This window comes from Clostridiales bacterium (assembly GCA_012512255.1).
In the GTDB taxonomy this organism is placed as follows: Bacteria; Bacillota; Clostridia; order Christensenellales; family DUVY01; genus DUVY01.
Map to the genome: position 1 here is coordinate 1 of JAAZDJ010000124.1, position 22,811 is coordinate 22,811.

At 41.9% G+C, this 22,811-nt stretch carries 20 protein-coding genes and 1 tRNA gene; 12 read left to right on the plus strand and 9 right to left on the minus strand.

Annotation, left to right across the window (positions count from 1 at the left end; genetic code table 11):
* The 4 genes from GX756_06270 to GX756_06285 all read left to right on the plus strand — a co-directional run.
* On the plus strand, positions 1-1,089 hold a 1,089-nt coding region (locus GX756_06270), incomplete at its 5' end, for a hypothetical protein (protein ID NLC17463.1).
* A gap of 25 nt (positions 1,090-1,114) precedes the next feature.
* On the plus strand, positions 1,115-2,134 hold the full coding sequence (locus GX756_06275; GenBank protein NLC17464.1) for a hypothetical protein: 1,020 nt from the start codon (positions 1,115-1,117) through the stop codon (positions 2,132-2,134).
* A gap of 747 nt (positions 2,135-2,881) precedes the next feature.
* Complete coding sequence (locus GX756_06280) at positions 2,882-4,195, plus strand: leucine-rich repeat domain-containing protein (GenBank protein ID NLC17465.1); 1,314 nt, start codon at positions 2,882-2,884, stop codon at positions 4,193-4,195.
* Between the two features lie 476 nt (positions 4,196-4,671).
* Entirely contained in the window at positions 4,672-4,902 is a 231-nt protein-coding gene (locus tag GX756_06285; GenBank protein NLC17466.1) for a hypothetical protein, read from the plus strand.
* Between the two features lie 182 nt (positions 4,903-5,084).
* Here GX756_06285 and GX756_06290 read toward each other — a convergent pair.
* Positions 5,085-5,175: transfer RNA gene (locus tag GX756_06290), tRNA-Ser, on the minus strand.
* Between the two features lie 313 nt (positions 5,176-5,488).
* Here GX756_06290 and GX756_06295 point away from each other — a divergent pair.
* Positions 5,489-5,905, plus strand: a complete 417-nt coding sequence (locus GX756_06295) for a YjbQ family protein (protein NLC17467.1) — start codon at positions 5,489-5,491, stop codon at positions 5,903-5,905.
* Positions 5,906-6,148: 243 nt separating this feature from the next.
* Here GX756_06295 and GX756_06300 read toward each other — a convergent pair whose 3' ends face one another.
* From GX756_06300 to rpmE, 5 genes are all read right to left on the minus strand, one after another.
* The gene (locus GX756_06300; protein NLC17468.1) at positions 6,149-7,579 is read right to left on the minus strand and encodes a 2-isopropylmalate synthase; all 1,431 of its coding nucleotides are present in this window, start codon (positions 7,577-7,579) and stop codon (positions 6,149-6,151) included.
* A gap of 13 nt (positions 7,580-7,592) precedes the next feature.
* Positions 7,593-8,783 carry a pyridoxal phosphate-dependent aminotransferase gene (locus tag GX756_06305; GenBank protein ID NLC17469.1) on the minus strand — a complete coding sequence of 397 codons (1,191 nt, stop codon included), beginning with the start codon at positions 8,781-8,783 and terminating at the stop codon, positions 7,593-7,595.
* A gap of 190 nt (positions 8,784-8,973) precedes the next feature.
* A complete protein-coding gene (gene prfA / locus GX756_06310) occupies positions 8,974-10,041 on the minus strand; it encodes a peptide chain release factor 1 (protein NLC17470.1) in 1,068 nt (355 codons plus the stop codon).
* Between the two features lie 5 nt (positions 10,042-10,046).
* The gene (gene prmC, locus GX756_06315) at positions 10,047-11,861 is read right to left on the minus strand and encodes a peptide chain release factor N(5)-glutamine methyltransferase (GenBank protein NLC17471.1); all 1,815 of its coding nucleotides are present in this window, start codon (positions 11,859-11,861) and stop codon (positions 10,047-10,049) included.
* Positions 11,862-11,951: 90 nt separating this feature from the next.
* The gene (gene rpmE / locus GX756_06320; protein ID NLC17472.1) at positions 11,952-12,161 is read right to left on the minus strand and encodes a 50S ribosomal protein L31; all 210 of its coding nucleotides are present in this window, start codon (positions 12,159-12,161) and stop codon (positions 11,952-11,954) included.
* A 269-nt stretch (positions 12,162-12,430) separates the two neighbouring features.
* Here rpmE and GX756_06325 point away from each other — a divergent pair, with 269 nt between their 5' ends.
* Complete coding sequence (locus tag GX756_06325) at positions 12,431-13,456, plus strand: alcohol dehydrogenase catalytic domain-containing protein (GenBank protein NLC17473.1); 1,026 nt, start codon at positions 12,431-12,433, stop codon at positions 13,454-13,456.
* 130 nt (positions 13,457-13,586) lie between these two features.
* Here the strand turns inward: GX756_06325 and murC are convergent, their stop codons facing one another.
* Positions 13,587-14,939: a UDP-N-acetylmuramate--L-alanine ligase gene (murC, locus tag GX756_06330; protein NLC17474.1), complete on the minus strand. Its 1,353-nt coding sequence runs from the start codon at positions 14,937-14,939 to the stop codon at positions 13,587-13,589.
* A gap of 180 nt (positions 14,940-15,119) precedes the next feature.
* On the opposite strand from murC, the gene spoVG reads away from it, so the two are divergent.
* Both spoVG and GX756_06340 read left to right on the plus strand, forming a co-directional pair.
* Positions 15,120-15,422: a septation regulator SpoVG gene (gene spoVG, locus GX756_06335; protein ID NLC17475.1), complete on the plus strand. Its 303-nt coding sequence runs from the start codon at positions 15,120-15,122 to the stop codon at positions 15,420-15,422.
* A 359-nt stretch (positions 15,423-15,781) separates the two neighbouring features.
* Positions 15,782-17,572, plus strand: a complete 1,791-nt coding sequence (locus GX756_06340) for an FAD-dependent oxidoreductase (GenBank protein ID NLC17476.1) — start codon at positions 15,782-15,784, stop codon at positions 17,570-17,572.
* 17 nt (positions 17,573-17,589) lie between these two features.
* Here GX756_06340 and GX756_06345 read toward each other — a convergent pair whose 3' ends face one another.
* Positions 17,590-18,789 (minus strand): hypothetical protein, encoded by a 1,200-nt coding sequence (locus GX756_06345; protein NLC17477.1) that lies wholly within the window; start codon positions 18,787-18,789, stop codon positions 17,590-17,592.
* Between the two features lie 8 nt (positions 18,790-18,797).
* Positions 18,798-19,388 carry a hypothetical protein gene (locus tag GX756_06350; GenBank protein NLC17478.1) on the minus strand — a complete coding sequence of 197 codons (591 nt, stop codon included), beginning with the start codon at positions 19,386-19,388 and terminating at the stop codon, positions 18,798-18,800.
* A 129-nt stretch (positions 19,389-19,517) separates the two neighbouring features.
* Between GX756_06350 and GX756_06355 the strand changes: the two genes are divergently transcribed.
* The 4 genes from GX756_06355 to GX756_06370 all read left to right on the plus strand — a co-directional run.
* Positions 19,518-19,763, plus strand: coding sequence for an RNA-binding S4 domain-containing protein (locus GX756_06355; protein ID NLC17479.1), 246 nt, complete (start codon positions 19,518-19,520; stop codon positions 19,761-19,763).
* Positions 19,756-20,877: a 2-C-methyl-D-erythritol 2,4-cyclodiphosphate synthase gene (locus GX756_06360; GenBank protein NLC17480.1), complete on the plus strand. Its 1,122-nt coding sequence runs from the start codon at positions 19,756-19,758 to the stop codon at positions 20,875-20,877. The genes GX756_06355 and GX756_06360 overlap by 8 nt, the downstream gene beginning before the upstream one ends.
* A gap of 1 nt (position 20,878) precedes the next feature.
* A complete protein-coding gene (locus GX756_06365) occupies positions 20,879-22,261 on the plus strand; it encodes a Trk family potassium uptake protein (protein ID NLC17481.1) in 1,383 nt (460 codons plus the stop codon).
* Positions 22,262-22,273: 12 nt separating this feature from the next.
* Positions 22,274-22,811: TrkA family potassium uptake protein (locus tag GX756_06370; protein NLC17482.1), on the plus strand; the 538-nt coding region annotated here is incomplete at its 3' end.

Below are 22,811 nucleotides of genomic sequence, written 5' to 3' on the forward strand. Positions count from 1 at the left end.
ACTTATACGGGAGAGGAAGAATATTTTTACAACGCCCTAAAACAACCTATTTGGCAGATTCCCGTTGGCCTGATTTCGGTAACGGACGATGTTACAGAGCAGCCGATTGTTACATATTCCGTTAAGCTTGGCGAAGAAGAGATTTCAATTTCCGACGGCGCGTTTTTAATTGAGCAAGACGGGCTTTACGAAGTAACAATAAAGGCGGAAGATGCGGACGGCAACATCTCAACAAAGGCATTTACGGTATGGGGATATTTTCGGGAAGACGAGGTTATAGCTGATTTTGAGTACGACTTTGACCTTGATATTTTGGAACACGAAACAGATTCCGACGCTTTTTCTATTGTGGAAGAAGACGGCAATAAAATGCTTAAGGTGATTAATCCGAGCGGGGTTTATATAAACACCCACGAATTTGACGCCCATAAGCAAATATCAATGGATATCAGTTTTGAAGGATTATCATTTGTGGAATTCATTATATACGGAATTCTGCAAGATGATAATGAGCATATTATTAAATATTTTTTTGAGAGAAGTTTTGAACATATTACATTCGGGGCAGGCAGCAACCTTACAAATAAATACAAAGCATTGAAAATAGAAGTTCTATTCAGCGATAGCAATGTAACAATGTGCATAGATAACATTAAAATTACAGACCGGCCTAAAGACATTATTATAAATACCGATGTTTACAATTATTTCCTTACAACAGATGACGAAAAGACAATTGATGTAGCAGGATATGCTTATATTGGTTACAGCGACCCTATCGTAAATTTATCAAACGAGGTGGAGTATACCGTATATGAAGGTTACGGCACAGAGGGCTCGGAGGTGCCGGGCGATGACGGAATATATACATTAAGAAGAGATATTGGCAGGTATACCGTGCAAATTTCAGACCCGCAAGAACAGGCGCAAAGCCGTTTGATATATTACGATATATATGACCCCGAAACAAGAGACAGCTATTATCTTGATTTTGAGTATTTTGCCGATATACACTTTGCAGAATGTTATGACAGCAAATTGGAAATAGCTCAAAGGGAAGAAGACAATCATATGCTTGCGGTAACATAGAGCATATAATGTTAATTTTGGATATATGGATACATTTATCGAAATTAACGGAGTTAATATAGACGCGCAAGTTACTTTTGACTTGGATTTTGATAATATTTCTGACCCGTTTACAGTTTATTTATTTAATGATTATGAAAATTATATAGACTATACTTACGATACATGGGAAGGTAAAAAAACATTTTCCATAACTCTCAGTAAGGGCGATACACTTAAAATATATGCTTTTTACGGTAATGAAAGTACTCAAGCTATAATGTATTTGGACAATATAGCTGTATCATACGACTTAAAGCCCGAAATCCGTATTGATGTCGAGGATTTTGTGCCGAATTCCTATAAAGATATCGAAACAACTCAAGACATTTATACCATTACTTTTAATGAAAAAGAATTTGCGGGTGTATACTATAAAGACAGCGATGAAAAAGTAAGAGATATCTATATTGCTTTCTATACGGGATACGGTAAAGGCACACGGGTAACTTGTTACAGCGATGGTACTCATGTCAATTTTAATCTTAACGCAAATAACAAATATACATTAGTAGTGGGCGACTCTGCGGGAGCAGTCGAAGAAATATTTATATATTACGATGTGATTAAAGACAGAGGCATATTCCTTGATATTGAGTATTATTCGGATATCGAATACATAACTGCCTTTGCGGGAAAATGCGATATAGCAAACAAGTCGGGAAATTATATGCTTAAACTGATATCTCAAGATACACCCGATGGATACAACTCTTTTATCTCAATAGATATATCAAGTATAAAATCTGATTTAGCGGGCAAAAAAATTAAAGTAAATTGCCAATTTGACAACGGAGAAGACAGCATGATGAAATATACAATATATTGTCGAACTGAGGACAAATCTTTTGGTATGTTCAGCAGAAGCAACTACATAGAGGTAGAAGATTTCGACGAAATTACAACAGACGCAATAGACGATGAATACGATGAGTTACAGATATCGTTTTATTTTGACAACCCCGATACTATAGCCTATATAGATTTTGAAATTGTCGAAGCGTAAAACAATATTATTATAAAATATTTTTAAAGCAGGCAAAGCATGTAAACGGAAGAAAAATTCGCAAACGGGGAAAGTTGCATATAACAGGCAAAACAGCTGCGCACTTCAACCGTCCTGGTTGGTTGGCGCGGTTGATCACGGCAAAAAGGCTCCTTTTATAAGGGCCTTTTTGTTGTATACGGATTTTATTGCATGGCGGATAAATGAGATTATATACCTAAAAAATTAAAAAAGGTCTTTGTCAAATGTTGGGGTGAACTTACCGGATTGGCTTTAAAAAACAATAACAGCAAAAACTAATGAACGAAAAGTCAGTGAACGAAAAGTAAGAAAGGGTAGTTCAAACTTACAAAAACTCATTTTTGCTTACGCCTGAGCAAAACGAAAAGAAACAATGGACCTAATCTTTTGATTTAGGTCCATTGTTGAAACCTGCTGAAAAATTGCTGTGCTAAAAACAGCCGCAAAAAACAATCCTCGGTTATAAGAAATCAAATAATCCTCAAGAAAACCCTATTTTTCGCATAAAAAAGGCACAAACGGGAAACTTGCTTTCCGTCGCGCCTTTAGGTGGCGGTATTGAACAAATATTACCCCCCTCAGCGGGGCGGCAGTCGCTAAAAATTTTCGGGAAATCAAAAGGTGCGGCGCTTACTTACCGACGGCGCGTTTTTACAACCATATTGATTATTTGCCTGATTGATGATATAATTTTGTTGATAATATGTTTTTAAAGGAGATTTGCATATGAAAAATTTCTTGTATTTTTGTCTGATACTGTTGTGCGCGGCGTCCCTCGTTTGTTGTGACTTCAACGGCATGAATAACAATGAGGAAGAAGATGATCCTACAAGCGGCTTGGAGTTTTATTTTAAAGGCGACGAGTACTCCGTTACGGGATTCAGCGGCAGGCAGGAAACTGTGGAAATCCCCGAAGAATATCAAGGACTCCCTGTAACATCAATAGGCGAGAAAGCATTCATAAGCAGCCATATAATCGGCATCGTCATCCCCGACACCATAACCGATATAGGCGCGGAGGCGTTCAGGCACTGCTACAACTTAACATCCATAACCTTGCCCGAAGGCGTGACGCAGATAAAGGATTCCTGTTTTTTAGACTGTGAGGCGCTTGAATCGGTTACCATAAAAGGAGCGGTCACTTCAATCGGGGCACGAGCATTTAAAAACTGCGAGATGCTTACGCAGTTTGATTTTCCCCAAAGTTTAACTGAGATAGGGTCGGAAGCATTCTTTGGCTCCGCTTTAATGTCCGTCCAGCTGCCCGACAGCGTAACGGAAATAGGGGATTCCGCTTTTTGCCGTTGCTCTTATCTGGAATCGGTAAATATACCTGAAGGCGTGACCGTAATCAATGAAAGTGTTTTTAGTGAAACGGCGATTGAAACGATTACAATCCCTCAAGGCGTCACAAGCATAGGGGGTGCCGCCTTTTGGAATTGCAAGGAGCTGACAAGCGTTACCATTCCCGATAGCGTAACGCATATCGGCAACAACGCTTTTTTAGACTGCACGTCCATTGAATATGAGGTATACGAAGACAATATAAAATACTTGGGCAATTGGGTAATGGGCACGACAAGCACCGATATAACGTCGGCAAACCTCAAATCAACCACTGTGGGAATTTATCAGCAAGCCTTTAAAGACTGCGAAAGCCTTTTGACGATAACCTTGCCGAACGGGCTAAAAAAGATAGGTAAAGAAGCGTTTTATAGAACGGGCTTAACGCAAATAACCATACCGGACAACGTAACTCATATCGGAAATCTTGCATTTGATATTTGCAGCGGCTTAACCACTGTCATAATAGGCAGCGGCATAGAGGAAATAGGAGATTACGCTTTCCATAACAGCGGCGGCGACGGCGCAGTCAGCATTGAGATCAATGCGGAGACTCCGCCGCAAATCGGCGAGAAGACCTTTAACAGATTCAAAGATAATCTTAAAATATATGTCAACTCCGACTACATAAACATATATAAATCGGCTCAATACTGGAGCTTCTTGGCAGATAAGATATACGCTATCGAGTCTTAAAGCGCGGGCGCGGTTAATCCATCAAGGGGCTGTAACGCACAGTTACAGCCCTTTCAGACTGTAAAAAAAACCTCTTTGAACGATTAAGCTCAAAGGGGTGCGGCGGGGATTTAGGCGTCATAATTATATAAACTATAATAAAAAAGAGTACGTATGGACATGCAAGCAGCATGTTAAAAGCAATAAGCTATGCCATCAACTGCCCATAAAAGAAGAGTATTTGGAAAGGATATTCGTTAAGACTATAAACAAGCTTATATCAAACCGTGATGAGATATTGAGCGCCGTGAAGTCGTCAGTAAAAGACGCCATAGCAGAGCTGGACTACAAACAGGACGACGATAATCTGATCAAGATAGATAAGGAAATAGAGCTGCTGCAGAATGAGATATATAACCTTAGCGTAAAACGAAGGACAAAGGTAATCGACGCCGACACATATAACTCCGAGAGCCAAAAAGCCATGAGTCGCATTGATGAGCTATTCGCTCAAAGAGACAGGTTGGCCAAAGCTCAACACTGCGGCGTCTCTCGCAAAGGTAAAGGGCGAAATAGTGGAAAGGTTTCTAAATGAGCAAACTAAACTGGAAAACTTCGATAGAGATGTATTTGAAAAGCTCGTGGAAAAGATAATAATCAAGGGCAAAGACAACATAATGTTCGAATTCAAAGACGGAACGAGTATCAAGGCCGAAATCGAATTATAAACCTTATGAACTAAAGTTAAGTGAACGAAAAGTAAGAAAGGGTAGTTCAAACCCACAAAAACTCATTTTCGCTTGCGCCTGAGCAAAACAAAAAGTAAGAAATCAAGTAAATTTTTCAAAAAAACCCTATTTTTCACATAAAAAAGGCACAAACGGAATACTTCCTTTCCGTAGTGCCTTGATGGCGGAGAGAGAGGGATTCGAACCCTCGCACCAATTTCTCAGTCTACTCCCTTAGCAGGGGAGCCCCTTGGACCTCTTGGGTATCTCTCCAAACGCTAAAAGATTATAGCATAATAAAAGGCATAATGTCAATCAAAAGCATTTTTTTTGATAAAACTTATTTTACCAAAATATATAATGCCAATATAAATAATGATGTTTAAAAATCGCTTAGAATAGCGTTTTTTGTTACTCATAAGAAGTTGCCATAATAGCAATTTAATGCGGATTTGTTTTATTCAAACCGCTAAATATAAGCGTTATTATAATAATCATAAAATATTTTTTAGCCCTTGTTTTTAGCCAAAAAAATAATCAATCAAATGGCTTTTGATTTTTTGGCATTTTTTGGTATAATAAGGCTATGAAAAGTTATAGACAGGTTTTGACTTTTAATGTTCCCTCAAGGCGCGCGTTTATTAACATAACGCCCCAAGTGCAAGACGCCGTGACCAAAAGCGGCGTAAAAGAAGGACTGGTCTTGGTCAATTCTATGCACATAACTTCAAGCGTGTTTATCAATGACGACGAAAGCGGGCTGCACAGCGACTTTGAAAGGTGGCTGGAAAAATTAGCGCCCGAAAAGCCTTACAGCCAATACGCCCATAACGGATACGAGGACAACGCCGACGCGCACCTAAAAAGGACGGTAATGGGCAGGGAAGTCGTGGTGGCAATAACCGACGGAAGATTGGACTTTGGCCCTTGGGAACAGATTTTTTACGGCGAGTTTGATGGAAAGCGTAATAAAAGAGTGTTAATAAAAATTATCGGCGAGTAAACCTTAAGCCATTTTTATAGAAAAAGAGTTTGTCTTATAGTCTGGACAAACTCTTTTTTTGATGTTTGATATTATTGTTTATTTTTATATGTTATGTGTTTTGATTAATAAACTTTTTTTTGATGTTTACATAATTTGTTTTATATTCCGCTTTCCTATGTTCAAACATTTTACGCAATTTGCGGTCTATTATGCCTGCCATGTAGTATAAAAAGAAAAACATTTTTTGATATTTTATATTTTTTATATATTCAATTTTATATTCCGTTCCCTTATGTTCAAAATCTTATGAAGTTTGCGGTCTATCATGCGCACCATATTGTCAAGCTCGTCATCGCCAAACACAGTGTTTCTGCCGCGCGCATATTCCTGGTCTATAAGCTCTTTCATCTTAAGCACCAGCTTGTCGTGCTTTTGGATTTTGTTTTCGCCTTCCAGATCGTAATAAGCGTTTAGCCAATATGCGATTCCGGCAAGCCCTGAGTGGTTGTTGATAGATACATTGGGCTTTTTATTCAGTATCTTTTGCGTGTTAAATATATTATAAATCTCTTCGTCTTTTAGCAACCCGTCGGCGTGGATGCCCGCCCTTGTGGCGTTAAAGCTGCGGCCCACAAAAGGCGTCCTTGGGGGGATGGCGTAGTCCAGCTCGCGCTCAAAGTAATCGGCAATCTCCGTAATTACATGCAAATCCATTCCGTCGTCCGTGCCTCTTAGCTGGCAATACTCTATTACCATCGCCTCCAGCGGACAGTTGCCCGTGCGCTCGCCTATGCCTAATACCGAACAATTGACCGCGCTGCAACCATAAAGCCACGCGACGCTGGCGTTGGTGACTACATGATAAAAATCATTATGGCCGTGCCATTCTATCTGCTCGCTGGGCACGCCCGCGTATCTTCTTAGCCCGTAAATAATGCCCGGAACCGACCTTGGCAAAGCCGCGCCCGTATAGCTTACGCCAAAGCCCAGCGTGTCGCAAGCCCGTATTTTGACGGGGATTTTGCTTTCTTTGGAGAGCTTCATAAGCTCTATGGCAAAAGGCACCACAAACCCATAAAAGTCCGCCCTTGTGATATCCTCAAAATGACATCTTGGAATTATGCCGTATTCCAACGCCGCGGACACAATTTCTAAGTATTTTTCCATAGCCTGCTTTCTTGTAAGCTTCATTTTTTTGAAAATATGGTAGTCCGAACAGCTGACCAAGATGCCCGTTTCTTTGATGCCCATGCTTTTTACAAGCTCAAAATCCCGCTTATCAGCCCTTATCCAGCTGGTTACTTCGGGAAAATCAAGCCCCAGCTCCATGCATTCTCTTGCCGCTCTTTTGTCCTTTTCGGTGTATAAAAAAAACTCCGATTGTCTTATAATGCCTTTTTTGCCGCCCAGTTTGGATAGCAATTTGAATATATGGACGATTTGCTCCACGGTAAAGGGCGCGGTGGATTGCTGCCCGTCCCGAAAAGTCGTGTCCGTAATCCAAATCTTATCGGGCATGTGCATAGGCACCGTGCGGTGATTGAAGACCACCTTGGGAACTTCGTCGTATGTAAAAATATCCCTAAATAGATTGGGCTCTTGCACGTCTTGCAAGGTGTGATGATAATATTCCTGCTCCAAAAGGTTGGTTTTTTTGTTAAAGATTGTTTTGGGCTTATTCTGCCTTTTCATAAGCCTTGCCTCATTATTTTAATTTTTCCAAAAACTCTCTCAGTCTTTGAAGACCTCTTTGGATATCCTCCTTTGAGGCGGCATAAGAAAGTCTTATATGCTCGGGCGCGCCAAAAGCCTCGCAAGGCACAACGGCTATTTGGGCATAGCGCAATAGTAATTCGGCCGCTTTGTGCGCGCTGTCAATTATTTGTCCGTCTATTGATTTGCCAAAGGTTTTGCTGACGTCAACCATGACATAAAACGCGCCTTTGGGCTCAGGACAAGAAAGATAAGGGCATTTAGAAATAAAATCCAAAATCATCTTTCGGCGCTCGTCAAAAGTCTTGACCATTTGGCTCAAAAACTCGGTCTTTGCGTTTAGCGCAGCCGCCGCCGCGTATTGGGAAATACTGCTGGCGTTGGATGTGCTGTGGCTTTGAATTTTGTCTATGGCTTGTGCTATTTCTTGGTCCGCGCCCAAATACCCTATGCGCCAACCCGTCATAGAGTATGTTTTGGATACGCCGTTAATGACTATTGTTTGTTTGTAAAGCTTGGGGGAACACGAAGCTATAGAATAATGCTTTAGTCCGTCGTATATGATGTTTTCGTAAATCTCGTCGCTTATTACATATATGTCGGTCTTTTCTATGACTTCCGCCAAAGCCCAAAGCTCTTGTTTGGTATAAACTATGCCCGAAGGATTAGAAGGCGAGTTAATTATAACCGCCTTGGTTTTTTGGGTAATGGCTTTTTGGAGTTTTTCGGGCGTTAGCTTAAAGCCGTCGTCTTTAGTGTCAACTATCACAGGCGCGCCGTCGCATAGCTTCACTAATTCGGGATAGGTAAGCCAATACGGCGCGGGGATAATCACCTCGTCGCCCGGGTCTACTATGGCCAGCATAGCGTTATATAACGAATGCTTTGCGCCGTTGCTGACGACTATTTGGGAAGGGGAGTATTTCAAATTGTTATCGTTTAGAAATTTTTGACAAATGGCCTCTTTTAATTGGGGCATGCCGCCGCTTGGGGTGTATTTGGTAAACCCTTTGTCCAAAGCCTCCTTGGCGGCGTCAATAATATATTCGGGCGTGTTAAAATCAGGCTCGCCCGCTCCAAACCCTATCACGTCAATGCCCTCGGCCTTCATCTTCTTTGCCATAGCCGTAATCGCGAGGGTCAACGACGACGATATTTGGGCCGTTCTTTTCGCTAAAGCCATAAAAGGCTCCTCCTAAATTTAATAAATGGTCTATTGCGATACATAAGTGATTATATATAATTTAGCTTTTACTGTAAACAAAATACCTGTAAATTGCCATTATAATTAAAAGCATAAGGTATAAGCTATGCTTATGCCTAGCTATAATAGTATAAAAAATAAATATAAAATTGGAAAAAATTTTTAAAAGTTATTCGCTTTGCTGAAGTTTTCGGGTTTGGTCCGCAAGGCGCAATTGTTCTATCATATAGTCTATTTCGCCGTTTAGAAAATTTTCAAGGTCGTATATGGTAAGCCCTATTCTATGGTCGGTGACTCTGCCTTGGGGAAAATTGTATGTGCGGATTCGTTCGCTGCGGTCGCCCGTCCCCACTTGCCCCCTTCGCATTCTGGCGTATTCCTCGTCGGCTTGGGTTTGATACATATCATATAACCGAGATTTTAGCACGCGCATCGCTTTTTCGCGGTTTTTTATCTGGGAACGTTCGTCTTCGCAGGTTACCACAAGGCCCGTGGGCAAATGCGTTATTCTAATCGCCGAGTCGGTCTTGTTGACATGCTGGCCGCCCGCGCCGCCGCTTCTGTAGGTGTCTATTTTTAAGTCTTTTTCGTTGATTTCCACCACCACATCGTCGGCTTCGGGCAAGACCGCGACAGTTACCGTGGATGTGTGCACGCGCCCTTGGGTTTCGGTCTCGGGCACGCGCTGGACTCTATGGACGCCGCTTTCAAACTTCATTTTGGAATACACATTTTCGCCCGATAGCGAAAACACGGTTTCTTTTACTCCGCCTTTTTCGGTGGCATTCATAGAAATATCTTCCACTTTCCAATTTTGTTTGGCGGCGTACATCTTATACATGCGCATAAGGTCCGCGCCAAAAAGCCCGGCCTCTTCGCCGCCCGCGCCCGCTCTTATTTCAATGATGACATTTTTTTCGTCGTTTTTGTCAGGCGGCAGCAGCATAATCTTGAGTTCTTCCTCAATTTTTGCGATATTTTCCTCCGCCTCTTCCAATTGAATTTGGGCAAGCTCTTTTAGCTCGGGGTCTTTGGTGGCGGATAAAATCTCTTTGGCCTCAATTTGGGCGTCTAAGGCCTTTTTGTATTCCAAATATTTGTTGACGATAGGCTCAAGCCTTGAATGCTCTTTGGCGGTTTTTTTCCATTTTTCAATATCGTTAATAAGGTTTGCATCAGCCAAAGACTGCGTCAATTGGTCGTATTTGTTTTTGATGTCTTCCAATTTGTTGATCATAATGTTTAGACCTTTTTTAATGTAATGATGCGTTCTATACCGTCAAGATCTTTTATAATCTCTATGTCGCGATAATAATCGGCGTATTGATTTTTTATTATTTCTTGGATAGTTGCGCTTTGGCCTATGCCGACTTCCATCATCAAATACCCGCCCGCGACCAAATATTTATGCGCTTGGTCTATTATGCGGCGTATAATATTTAGTCCGTCCTCGCCGCCGTCCAGCGCCTTTTTGGGTTCTTGCTTTACCTCGTAAGGCAAGGCGGCAAGCTCGCCGGTCTTTACATAGGGCGGGTTGGTCATAATAATGTCAAATTGCCCTGAGATGTTTTCAAACAAGTCGCTTTCAACGGCTGTTATGTTTTTGTAAGGCTTAAAGTTTTCAGCGGCTACATTTAGCGCCGCTTTGCTGATGTCGCTCGCCGTTATATGCGCGCTCTTTACCGCGTTAGCCAAAACTACGGCGACGCATCCGCTGCCTGTGCCAAGGTCCAATATCTTGGGCTGTTTGCCCGCTTGGGCTAATTCTTGGGCTTTTTTTAGGCAAAGGTTTGCCAAAACCTCGGTCTCAAATCTAGGGATTAGGACATTTTTGTTGACCTTAATGATATGCCCGCAAAAGTCCGTATCGCCCAGTATATATTGGAGCGGCTGTCTTTGCTGTATTCTTTGGTTTAGTATCTTTTTGGCGGCGTAATATTGGCTGCGCTTGATATGTTTTATGGTCTTTAGGCCGACTCTTTTGGTCTTTAAAACATGGCAAAAAATCCAATCGGCTTCGCTTGGGTCTATGCCCGCTTGTTCCAGACTTTTTTTAAATTGTTCCTGGGCCTCTTTAAAATCCACTTCGTCCCAGTCAACGCACGGGACATTAGGGTCTTTGTCCATGCGTTCCACCGCATCAAACGCTTTTATAGCGACTTCTATCATATCGCTGTCGGGCTCTTTGGTGGTAAGGTATTGCAGCGCGAGCCCCGGAGCTTTGATTATCCTAACAAGCCAATTATCCGGCATTAGCGCCAAAAGTTTTAAAAGCTCGTAAGAAAGCCCCGCCACAAGCGGCAGCAAAAACAGCCTTATGATGAGCTTGCCATACCACGCTGAAAAAAAACTTAACCTTGGATTAAGGTCGGTCAAGAAAACAAACAGCGCGTTTGAAGCGGTAAACAATATTATGGAAACAATCATGACCAAAAACAAAAAGGTCGTGCCGCACCTGTCGTGCAGCCTTGAGCATCTTTTGACATTGTCTATGGTCAGGTCAAATTCTTTTTCATAGCAATTGATTGTCTTGTGCTCCGCGCCGTGATACATAAAAGTGCGTTTTATGTCCTTTACAAAAGAAACCATAATCAAATAGGCCAAAAATATGGCAAGCCTTGTAACGCCCTCCACTACGCTATTCAAAACATTGCTCTTATAGCCCCACCATTTGTATGTCAAATAATTGACGCCGTCGCTTACCAAGCTGGGCAAAAACATAAACAGGACTATGGAAAGAGCCAAGCCCAAAAACACCGCGAAAAAGGCGGCGCTTGCCGACATTTCGCTTTGGCCCTCTTCTTCGCTGAAAACCTCGGCGCTCTTTATCAAAGTCTTGACGCCCATTATTAATGTTTGGAAAAACATAACCGCGCCGCGAATAATGGGTATTTTTTTGATTACGCCCTTTGTCTGCTTGAGCCTTTCGGTCCTTATAAGCAGGTTGCCTTCGGGGTCGCGAACGGCCAAAGCCAAAGAACTGGCGCCGCGCATCATTACGCCTTCCATTACCGCCTGACCGCCGATTAATGTTTTTTTGGTCTTTTTGTTTTTCATCAAATAAAACCTTATAAAAAAAACAAAAAAAGCGCGCAATAACTCTTGCCCAAATACTAGTCGTGATTGGCGCTTATTATTTTAAAATATCTAACCTTTTAGATTAAATCTCTTTTTGAATCTGTCAATGCGGCCGCCCGTTTCGGCTATTTTTTGTTTGCCTGTGTAAAACGGATGGCACTTTGAGCAAATTTCAACCTTTATTACATCGCCCTTAATGGTAGAGCCGCTTACGAACTTCTCGCCGCAAGCGCATTCTATGGTAACCATATGGTAATCGGGATGGATATCTTTTTTCATTGATTTTTCGCTCCTGAAACTCTTTCAAAAATATCGTCACAATATTATAATGCATAGCGCAATCCTAAGTCAAGCAAAAGCATTTATTAAAAAAAACATAAATTGATTTTTATGTTTTATGGGCAATCTTATGCGATTTTATTGTATTTATCAGCCATAATTGTAAAATATTGGCGAAAGCGCGGTAAACTTTGGCATAAAATTATTTCAAATTATATTATTTAGTGTTATACTATTATGGCAATTAAATCTTAAGAGAGGTAAACTTTGTGAAAGCTTGGATTATTGACAAGCCACAATCCATGTCTTTGCAAGAAATAACCGAAAACGAAATACTTGACAATACCGCCAAAATCAAAATCACCCTTGCTAGCCTGTCCAGCTACGATGTCAAGATCTATAACGGCGAGCTAGCGGGCGTTACTTACCCGCGCATTCCGGCGCGGCAAGCTGTGGGAGTAATAAGCGAGATAGATGAAGAGAATTCTTCGGGATTGCAACGGGGTCAAAGGGTGGTTATTGACCCTAATCTTTCTTGCAATAATTGTTACGCCTGCAAAACCGACAGGCCTTGGAAATGCGACAAGATAAAGACAATGGGTCTTAGCGCCGACGGTTTGTTAAGGGATTTTGTTTCGGTGCCTATTAGCAATATTTACCAAATACCCCCGCAAATTACAGACGCTGAAGCGCAGTTTATAGAACATACCTCTGTCGCCGTCAAAACTTTTAACGAGTTAAAAACGACAGAAGGCGAACATATCGTAATAATAGGCGCGAGCGTAATGGGCATAATTTTGGCCCAGCTTGCTCTTTATTACCAGGCGGTGCCTATTATACTAGACCCCTCGCAAGAACGGCTTGATATAGCTACTAACTTGGGAATTTATTACGCCATAAACACCAGTATCGCTGACCCCGACGAGCGGATCAAACAAATTACGGGCGGAAGGTATTGCGAAAGCTCGGTATATTTGGCCAATTCCAACGACAAGATACAAAAAGCCTTTGATTACGCTTCGGTAGGCGGCAAGGTCGCAATAGTGGGAGGGGATTACTACTCGTCTAAGCTTTTAAACGGCAATATAAGCGGCATCTTGTCAAAACAGCTGTCCGTAATAGGCATAACCAACGGCCAAAAACAAATACCCGCCGCCATTAATGTGCTGGCGAAAAAAGCCGTGGATGTGACGCCCTTTGTAACTAAGGAATATAAGTTTGAACAAGCCGATCAGGGCTTAAAAGAATTTAGCGAAAACGCGCAAAAATACCATAAGATTATGATTAAAGTGTAATATCGTCAAAAAACGCATAAAAACTTCCAAATTTTTTCATATTAACGCTAAAAGGAGTTTTTATGTATTCTTGCTATATCCCCAAACAAGCTTCTATTTATGAGATTATCTTTGAACTCAGCCAATACGCTTATATCTTTTGCGCGCCCGAGATTAGATAGTTTTTGATGTCTATTACATCGCCCGCGCCGGCGATAAGCGCCAAATCGCCTTCTTTTAGCGTTTTTTTTAGGTGGTCGGCGCATTCCTCAAAGTTGTCAAAATACAGCGCCTGCATGCCCTGTTGGGCTAATTCTTGGCACATTCTTTGGCTTGAGGCGTTTGGGTCGGGTTTTTCTCTAGCGGCGTACACGGGAAGCAAAATTAACTTATCGGATTTTGACAACGAGCTTTTAAACTTTTCCCAAAGAGCTAAGGTGCGGGTATAAGTGTGCGGCTGGAATATCGTTATCACATTGGAACTTTGGGTTTTGGCGGTATCAATCAACGCTTTTAACTCGTTTGGGTGATGCGCGTAATCGGCTATAATTTGCGCGCCGTTATATTCGCCGATATGCTGGTATCTTCTATCCACTCCCCTAAAAGCCGATAGCGAGCTTGAAATATTTTTTGGGCTTATATTAAAAATATTAGCCGCCACAGCCGCCGCCAGCGCGTTATAAACATTATATCTCCCCGCGACTTTCAAATTGATGCGGCAAAGCTTGCGGTCGCGCTTATAAAAATCAAACGAATAGCAGCCTTTGTTATCCGCCCTTAGGTTTTGGGCGCTATAATCAAATCCTTCGCCTATCCCATAAGTTAGGTATCTTCTCATTTTCAACGCCGCGCTGGCGACCGCGCGCGAGTCTTCTCCGTTGACCACCACCGCGCCGTTTCTTTTTGTGTTGGCCGCAAATTCGCTAAAGGCGTCTTGGATATCTTCCAAGTCCTTGAAATAATCCATATGGTCTTCGTCAATATTGAGAATTATACTAATATAGGGTTTTAGATATAAAAAATTGCGTTTGTATTCGCAAGCCTCGGTCACAAAATAAACGCTTTTTCCTATCCTGTAATTTCCGCCTATTAGCTCAAACTCGCCGCCCAAATGTATGGTGGGGTCGTATTGGTGCAAAATTTGCGCTATCATAGCGGTCGCCGTGGTCTTTCCATGCATTCCGCTTACAGCGATCCCAAAAGGATACTCGGCCATAATGCTGCCAAGCAGCTGCGCTCTTTTGACGCAAGGAACATTTTGTTCCTTTGCAGCGACCAGTTCGCAATTGTCCGAAGAGATAGCCGCGTTATAAACCACCAAATCAATGCCCGAGAAATCTTTTTTGTTATGCCCGATGGCGACTTCAATGCCCACAGATTTTAGCTTTTGCAAGGTTTTGCTGGGCGCGATGTCAGACCCGCTTACCTTATGCCCGCTCTTGTGGCAAATTATGGCAAGCGCCGACATGCTTATTCCGCCTATCCCTATAAAATAAATATTCATGGTTAATTTGTATGATTTTATATAGATATATATGATTTGAGGGCGTTTTTAGTTCTGTTAACGCTCTTTTGGGCAAAAATTTTTTAAAAGGTATTGAATTATTGACAGAAAAGTAGTATCATAGTGATATGGAATACATAATATTCCCAAAGTATTAATTGCAAGGATGGTGACTAAGGGGTGAATATTACCGAAGTTAGAATCAGACTTAAGACCAAAGAGGAAAGCAAAATTAGGGCAATCGCATCAATTACGCTAGACGAATGTTTTGTAGTGCATGATATTAAGGTCATAGAAGGAAACGATGGATTTTTTATCGCTATGCCCAGCAGAAAGACTCCTGAAGGCGAATTTAAGGATATAGTTCATCCTTTAAATACCGAAACCAGAGAGTTTATCAAGCAAAGAATTTTGGAAGAATACGAAAAAGCGCGGGCTGAAAAACAGCAACAGCAGCAAGAACAACAGCAAGAACAGGAATAATTCAATAAGCGTAATCGAAAAATTAAATAATTTTTTATTTGATTTTTTAAAAAGGCAAGGGATAAATTGTTTTATTTTGCTTTGCCTTTTTTCATTTGGGTTTTTTTGGTATATCGCCAAATGAAAAGGCAGCAAAATTTATATTTTGGTCTACATATAAAAATATTCTTTGCCTAATATGGCGACGCTACGGCGTTAACTTTAATTTTTGGCTTGATAAGCAATAAAATCAATAAAGAATTATTTAAGAATTATTATTGACAATTAAGAAAATTACCATTGACATTAATTTGGTTTTGTGATATTTTTATAACGCGATGTAATCGTTTACATCACAAAAGAAAAGGGCGACAAAAAATATGAAAAATAAGCTTTCTATTAAAACGCGGTTTTGCGTAATCGGCGGTGGACTTGCGGGCATTTGCGCGGCCGTCGCGGCGGCAAGGCGCGGGGCAAAAGTTGTGTTGGTCCATGACCGGCCGGTTTTGGGCGGAAACGCTTCCAGCGAAATCCGCATGTGGATTAGGGGCGCCAGCGAACGCCATCCCGAAGATAGGGAGGGCGGGCTTATTGAAGAAATCGCGATGGATAATATTTATTATAATCCGTCTATGGATTATCCGATGTGGGACGCGGTTTTGTATAATAAAGTAATTTCCGAGCCTAATATAGAATTGTTATTGAATGCTTCGGTTTTTGACGCTATAACCCAAAACGGCAAAATCATATCCGTCAAAGCGTGGCAGCTTACGACATATACCGAAATAGAGATATGCGCGGATTATTTTTGCGACAGCAGCGGCGACAGTATTTTGGCCGAGTTTACGGGCGCAAGATTTAGGAGGGGGCGCGAATCCGCCGATGAGTTTGGCGAGTCATTTGCTCCGCCGCAATCGGATAATAAAACTATGGGCAACAGCGTGCTTTTGCAAGCGCGCCAAACTCATACAAAAGTTAAGTTTACGCCGCCGCCTTTTGCCAAAAAGTTTACCAAAGACAGTTTTCCTTATCGTTTGAACACGACGGACAGAAAGGGCTTTGTAAACGATAATTTTTGGTGGTTAGAGATTGGCGGGGAGGACGATACCATCCGCGACGCCGAAAAAATAAGGGCCGAACTCATACCGATTGCGTATGGGGTATGGGACTTTATCAAAAACAGCGGGGTTTATGACGCGGATGAATGGGAATTGGAATGGATAGGGTTTTTGCCCGGCAAGCGCGAAAACCGAAGATATATAGGCGATTATGTGCTCAACCAAAACGATTTGCAAAGCGGCAGGATTTTTGAGGATGAAATCGCTTATGGCGGCTGGTCCATTGACGAGCATCATCCAAAAGGCCTGAAAACGCCTAAGTCGCCGTTTTTGCACCATATGGTCGTGCCGCCTTATTCCATACCGTATAGGTGCGTTTATTCTGTCAATATCCAAAACTTATTTTTTGCGGGAAGAAACATCAGCGCCACGCATATAGCCAATTCTTCCACAAGGGTAATGGCGACATGCGCGGCCATAGGGCAAGCGGTAGGCTTGGCGGCTTGGCTTTGCGTCAAACACGGCAAGACCCCGCGCGCATTAAAAGAGGATATATCAAAATTGCAGCAGCTTATAAGGGACGACGATTGCTATTTGCTAGGCTTCAAGCGAGCGTTATCCGATGCCATAAAAAACTCTACGCATAATTTAAGCGAGGCTAATTACTTGGCGCTTATCTCGGGCGTGGAACGAGATTTTGCGGACAGAAAATACTGCATGGAATTTGAAAAAGGCCAAAGCGCGCGATTTGAGTTTGAAAAAACTTATTGCAAATATATAAGGCTTGTCTTTGATAACGATATCGCCCGCGAGCATGCCTATAACCGCGAGGTGTTTAATCATCAAGAATTTAATATGAGACAGTTTCCGCAAAGGCATAATAAACCTTTAGATTTAAAACCCGCTAAAACGCCGCCGTCTTTGGTCAAAAAATTTACAATACGGGTTAAAATTGAAAACAAATGGATTGACTTTTTTAACGAAGACAATAATTTCCAAAGACTGCGCAAGATTTTAATTGACAAAAAAATAAGCGGAATAGAGTTTTTGGGGCTGGAAACTTACGGGCAAGAAAAAATCCGCCTGTTTTCCATAGATATGCTGGACGCTTAAAAAATTGTTCCGTTTTGTTACTTTATATGGTCCAAAGCGTATTCGCGCATGCTTTTTGGGAAAGGCTTGGTAATCATCCCCACCCGAGTCAGCATAAACGGATATTCGTTTGAGCTTAAATATTTGGTCATAAACTCGCCCTTTACCATATCGGCTTCGGGATAATCGGCGATAACAGAGCTCATTGGATGAAAACCTATATTCAAAATATGCCCCGACAAAACCAGTCTTGCGTATAGCCTGCCGCAATTGACTTGAACCAGCCTGTCATTCATTTTTTCGGTAGGGCAAACTATGCTCATAAACGTAGGGGTATGCGTATATAATTTTTCATACATCTTTTGGGTATGGTTTGCGCGCATTTTGCCCGACCTTAAAAAGGGCATGGTAGTCAAGATGCCTTGCATAAAATATTTTGCCAAAGGGTTCTTGACGCCTTCGGTTTCCAAAGATAGCCCGTAAGACTTTTTATTTTTTTGCAGTTCGCTAAGCCGCGTCAAAGATTTTAACTCCTTGGCAAGACGCGGTGTCTTGTCCACTATTTCCAATCCTTTAAGCCCCAATTCTTTTATGTTTTGGGTCTGGGCGGGCTCGGAAAAAAACTTTATGTCCAAAGATTCAAAGTCGTCCAAATCAAAAAAATAATCCATTTCGGCTTGGGATAGCGGCGTCTTAACATAGACATAGCGGTTTGTGTCTTGTATGAATAAATTATCGTATAGCTCAATTCCTTCCAAATCGGGCGTGTTGTTTAGTGTTACTTGGGCGATAGGGGTTTGGGAAAAAGAAGTTTTGATGTTTTCTTCGTCTAAAGGCCCTTGGGGGAATAATTGCAATTCCGTCCCAAATCCCAATTTTTTGGCCGCGATTGTCATGTATTCCAAAAAAGTGCCTATTGAAATCAGCATCTCTCTATGGGTGGGGTCTATATAGGCGATCCGCTCAGGATTGGCGAAAACATAAAATTTTTTATCGTCTTGCTCGTCTAGCTTGAATTGCCAATTTTGCAAATTGTGCGCCGATGGCGCCAAAACGCCTATTGACAAAATCTGCAGCCGCGGCTCTTTAAAAATTTTGTAATATCTTTTGTCCCACGGATCAAGATAATCGGCGTGCGCGAACATTCCGCCTATCATAAGCACAATTATGGCCATTATAAGCAAAATCGAGATTATGGCTATTGACCATGTTATTATCCTTTTAATAACTTTATTCATAACGCCGCTTACCTTGTTATCCCTTGGTATCCGTCGGGGTCAAAACTGCCTTGCCCTTCAAAAATGATGTTATCATTATCTATTTTTATGTCCGTAATATATGAGGACGGCAAATTAAGCCTTTGGCAAAACTCATAAGCGTCAATCAATCTGCCGCCTATGGAAATAATAGCGCAACAGCCCTGTTCGTCTTTGGTGTCCACGATTATGGGGCTGATGGACGCGACTTTGATTTTCATCTTTTCAAGGGCGTCCAAAATTTGCCCTTTAGGGACAGTGGCCGTCCATCTTTTGTCTATATGGTAAAGCTTGGGACGGGGATTATTAAAAGGCGCCAAGACGATAGGCTCTGTGGGTTTTTGGTAGTCTTCTTTGGTATGGGGGTTTTCCTCTTCGGTTAGCTGGCTTTGGTCCGTATCTTCTTGCGCCAAGTTATTTTCTTGGGTTAAGTTATCGTCTTGGACAAACGGGGTATTTTCTATAATTTCGGGGATATTTTTTGGGGGCGCGGGCCTTTGCTTTGTGTCGCTACACGCAAAAAACAAAGATAAGCAACATAATATTAATATTGTTATCAAAAAAACCTTTGATTTTTTCATAATTATAGTATTGTTAAAAATCCAAAAAATATATCTTATTTTTATTTTCAAGGCAGGATAAAAAGATACATAGACAACAAAAGCCCGTTGTGCTAAAATTATGTTATTAAAATCAAAAGAATATAAAAAATGCGATTGGATAAATTTTTGAAGCTGAGCAGAGTAATAAAGCGCCGGACGGTCGCGCAAGAAGTTTGCAAAAGCGGCAGGGTGAGCGTCAACGGAAGGCAGGCAAAATCCGCCCAAATGCTAAAGCCCGACGACATTGTGGCTATAGGCTATGGCGATCAGCGCTTTGTTTTTAGAGTGCTTGAGGTGGACGAGAGATTGCTAAAATTCAAGCCCGCCCAAGCTTACGAGGTTATCAATGAATAACTGCGCCGCGGTTATAGTCTGCGCCGGCAAAGGCGAACGGGCTAAGCTTGGTTATAATAAAATTTTTTACCGCTATCAAGGCAAAACGCTCCTTGAGCATTGTTTGGATAAGTTTGACTGCCCTAAGATTGTGGTCGCCGCAAAACAAGATTTGGACCAAGTTAAAAAAATAGCTTCGTCTTATTCCGATGTCGCAATTACAATAGGCGGAAGCGAGCGGACCATGTCGGTAAAAGCGGGCCTTGAACTTGCAAAAGAATACGAGTATGTGTTAATTCACGACGGGGCAAGGCCTAATGTTTCTAAAGAATTGATAAAAAGGCTAATAGAGGCTTGCAAAAAGCATGACAGCGCTATTCCTTATATTGATATAAAAGACACGGTTATCCAAAAAACAAAAAATAGTTTTGATGTTTTGGATCGACAAAGTCTTATGGCGCTTCAAACCCCCCAAGTTTTCAAAACCCAAAAAATCTTACAGGCATATGATAATGCGGACGCCGCCTTTTCCGACGATAGCCAAGTTTACGCCAGAAGGTGGGGCGGCTGCCATTATGTCTTGGGCGAAGAGAGCAATTATAAAATAACCACAAGCCAAGATTTGTTAAGGCTGTCCCAAAGCCAAGCTTGCCAATATCGCTTAGGCATCGGATATGATTTCCACAGGCTGTCGCAAGGGCGCAAGCTTGTTTTGGGCGGGGTGAATATTCCGCATGAGCTGGGCCTTAGCGGGCATTCGGACGCCGACGCGGCTGTTCACGCTTTGATGGATAGCATTCTGTCGGCGTTGGGAATGGCCGATATCGGACAATTATTCCCCGACAATGACCCTAAATACAAAGATATATACAGCGTTAGGCTGCTTGAGGAGGTTGTCCAAATATTAAAAAATCAAAACGCGGATATTAACAATGTGTCCATAACTATTTTGGCGCAAAAGCCTAAACTAAATCCTTATATCCCGCAAATGAAAACTTTGCTTGCCAAAACCTTAGGCGTGACGACCCAGCAAATAGGAATAACCGCCACAACCAACGAAGGCTGCGGAGCGGTAGGCAGGGAAGAAGGAATCGCGTGTTTTTGTTCTTGTTTGCTAAGGTTATACGATAACTGACATGAAAACCATAGATAACGCAACATCCTACAAAAAAAGACTTTCTCCCATATTAATAATTATTTTGGGGTATTTGGGCGCTATAATTATCGGAACTTTGCTTATCGCGCTGCCTGTCGCGAACACAAGCGGCAATTGGCTTAACCTTTTGGACGCTTTTTTTATGGCGACCAGCGCGGTTTGCATTACGGGGCTTACCGTGGTCAATACTACGCTGTCTTTCACCATTTTTGGCCAAATTGTCCTATTGGTTTTAATCCAAATAGGCGGGCTTGGCATAATGGGCTTTTCGTCCGCCATTTTTTTGGCGATAAGGAAAAAATTGACATTATCCAACAAGCTTGCCATTCAGCAAGCTGTGGGCGATATGCCTTCATTTAAAATCGCCCAATATTTGCGGTATATGATTGTTACTACGGTTATAATAGAAGCCTTGGGGACTATGGCCTTGGCACCTGCTTTTTATAAGGCTTTCGGGCCGATAGGAATCTTTAAGGCGTTGTTTATATCGGTTTCCGCGTTTTGCAATGCGGGCTTTGATGTTTTAAGTTATCAGCGCGGTTTGGGCAGTCTTATGGATTTTGCCGATAATGTCTTGGTATTGCTGTCCGTTAGCTTTTTGATAATATTGGGCGGAATCGGGTTTTGGGTAATTATGGATGTTTTAACAATGCGTAAAATTAACAGGCTGATGACGCATACCAAAATCGTAATTACGGCCACTATCGCTTTGATACTGCTGGGCTCAATCGGCTATCTCATAGCCGAGTGGAATAATCCCCATACGCTAGGCAATATGGATATGGGGCAAAAATTTTTGAATTCTTTTTTTATGGCGGTGACGCCGCGCTCGGCGGGGTTTTATAATGTCAATATCAATAATTTGACCGTATTTTCCAAATTTTTGACTATGCTTTTGATGTTTGTGGGATCTTCGCCCGCTTCAACGGGCGGCGGCATAAAGACCACGACCGCGGTAATTTTGCTGCTTGCGATCATTGCCGGGCTTAAAAGTAAAGACCGCATAATATTAAACAAACATGCTATAACCTCGCGCATGATCTTAAAGGCTGTGGCTGTTGTTAGCCTTTTTTGTCTTTTGGTTATATCGGCGACTATGGCGCTACTGGTTACTGAAAGCGCCAGCCTAAACGCGCAAGGCTTTGCTTTGGATAATTTATTCTTTGAGGCGCTGTCGGCTTTAACAACGGTTGGTTTTTCTTTTGGCGTCACGCCGTATTTGAGCGCGGGCGGAAAAATTATTATAATGCTGGCGATGTTTTTGGGCAGGCTAGGCCCGCTTACTATTGGGCTATTGTTTTTAAAAAATATAAAAAAGGAAGACAAATTGCGTTATCCCGAAACGACGATAATGATAGGATAAAAGGTAAAAGATATGAAAAACAAAATGACTCAATTTTTAGTTATAGGGCTTGGCGGTTTTGGTCTTGCGCTTTGCAAAAACCTTTACCAAAAAGGGTGCGATGTCTTGGCGATTGACCAAAACGAAGATTTAGTAAACAGCGCGAGCGAGTTTTGCACTCACGCGATTTGCGCGGACGCCAGCGACGAAAGCGTGCTAAGACAAATCAATGTGTCGGATTTTGACGCTTGCATTGTTTGTATCGGCAATATTGAAGCGAGCGTTATTGTGACGCTTTTGTGCAAGCAGCTAAACGTCCGATATGTCATGTCCAAGGCCAATAACAACCTTCATAAAACGGTTTTGCAAAAAGTGGGCGCGGACGCCGTAATCTTCCCCGAAGAATATGTTGGCGAAAAAGCCGCCGATATGCTGACCAGCCCCAATATCTTGCAACTGGCCAAATTAACGCCTAATTTTAGCATTATAGAAATAAAAACGCCCGAAATTTGGGCCAAAAAATCATTAATAGAACTAGACCTTAGAAAGCGTCAAAATGTAACGGTATTGC

Coding starts and splice junctions, on each gene's coding strand:
- GX756_06360 (NLC17480.1), top strand. CDS start 19,756: ATGAATAACTGCGCCGCGGTTATAGTCTGCGCCGGCAAAGGCGAACGG.
- GX756_06340 (NLC17476.1), top strand. CDS start 15,782: ATGAAAAATAAGCTTTCTATTAAAACGCGGTTTTGCGTAATCGGCGGT.
- prmC (NLC17471.1), bottom strand. CDS start 11,861: ATGAAAAACAAAAAGACCAAAAAAACATTAATCGGCGGTCAGGCGGTA.
- GX756_06365 (NLC17481.1), top strand. CDS start 20,879: ATGAAAACCATAGATAACGCAACATCCTACAAAAAAAGACTTTCTCCC.
- GX756_06300 (NLC17468.1), bottom strand. CDS start 7,579: ATGAAAAGGCAGAATAAGCCCAAAACAATCTTTAACAAAAAAACCAAC.
- prfA (NLC17470.1), bottom strand. CDS start 10,041: ATGATCAACAAATTGGAAGACATCAAAAACAAATACGACCAATTGACG.
- GX756_06355 (NLC17479.1), top strand. CDS start 19,518: ATGCGATTGGATAAATTTTTGAAGCTGAGCAGAGTAATAAAGCGCCGG.
- rpmE (NLC17472.1), bottom strand. CDS start 12,161: ATGAAAAAAGATATCCATCCCGATTACCATATGGTTACCATAGAATGC.
- GX756_06280 (NLC17465.1), top strand. CDS start 2,882: ATGAAAAATTTCTTGTATTTTTGTCTGATACTGTTGTGCGCGGCGTCC.
- GX756_06345 (NLC17477.1), bottom strand. CDS start 18,789: ATGAATAAAGTTATTAAAAGGATAATAACATGGTCAATAGCCATAATC.
- GX756_06305 (NLC17469.1), bottom strand. CDS start 8,783: ATGGCTTTAGCGAAAAGAACGGCCCAAATATCGTCGTCGTTGACCCTC.
- GX756_06295 (NLC17467.1), top strand. CDS start 5,489: ATGAAAAGTTATAGACAGGTTTTGACTTTTAATGTTCCCTCAAGGCGC.
- GX756_06275 (NLC17464.1), top strand. CDS start 1,115: ATGGATACATTTATCGAAATTAACGGAGTTAATATAGACGCGCAAGTT.
- murC (NLC17474.1), bottom strand. CDS start 14,939: ATGAATATTTATTTTATAGGGATAGGCGGAATAAGCATGTCGGCGCTT.
- GX756_06350 (NLC17478.1), bottom strand. CDS start 19,388: ATGAAAAAATCAAAGGTTTTTTTGATAACAATATTAATATTATGTTGC.
- GX756_06285 (NLC17466.1), top strand. CDS start 4,672: ATGAGCTATTCGCTCAAAGAGACAGGTTGGCCAAAGCTCAACACTGCG.